This window comes from Acinetobacter sp. TUM15064 (assembly GCF_008980265.1).
Lineage (GTDB): Bacteria > Pseudomonadota > Gammaproteobacteria > Pseudomonadales > Moraxellaceae > Acinetobacter.
Genome location: NZ_BKFU01000178.1, coordinates 1 through 604 on the forward strand (window position 1 = coordinate 1; position 604 = coordinate 604).

1 protein-coding gene is annotated in these 604 nt (G+C 44.2%); it reads right to left on the minus strand.

The window, feature by feature from the left end:
- The coding region (locus GBI16_RS18300; protein ID WP_151707623.1) for a succinate--CoA ligase subunit alpha at positions 1 to 604 on the minus strand (604 nt) is incomplete at both ends.

Consider the following 604-nt stretch of genomic DNA (forward strand, 5'->3'; position numbering starts at 1 on the left):
AACCTTTCTCTTTTAAAACTTGCAACATAGTTGAACCAAGCTCAGCTGGGCTACGAGTGTAAGCCATACCTGCTTTTTCAAATGCAGCAAATTTCTCTTCAGCAGTACCTTGACCACCAGAAATGATCGCACCAGCGTGATCCATACGCTCACCTTTAGGAGCAGTAACACCAGCAATGTAACCTACTACAGGTTTAGTCACGTTAGATTTGATGAATTCAGCAGCTTCTTCTTCCGCTGTACCACCGATCTCACCGATCATGATGATTGCATCAGTATCTGGATCGTCTTGGAACAATTGAAGCGCTTCGATTTGGTTCATACCTGGGATTGGGTCACCACCGATACCGATACAAGTAGATTGACCTAAACCAAGCTTAGTTGTTTGAGCAACAGCTTCATAAGTCAATGTACCTGAACGCGAGATGATACCAATACGGCCTGGTTGGTGAATATGACCAGGCATAATACCAATCTTACATTCACCCGGAGTGATCACTCCTGGACAGTTAGGGCCAACTAAACGAGTACCGTTACCGTTAGTTTCTAAGTAGCGTTTTGCTTTAAGCATGTCGATTGTTGGAACACCTTCAGTGATCACAAC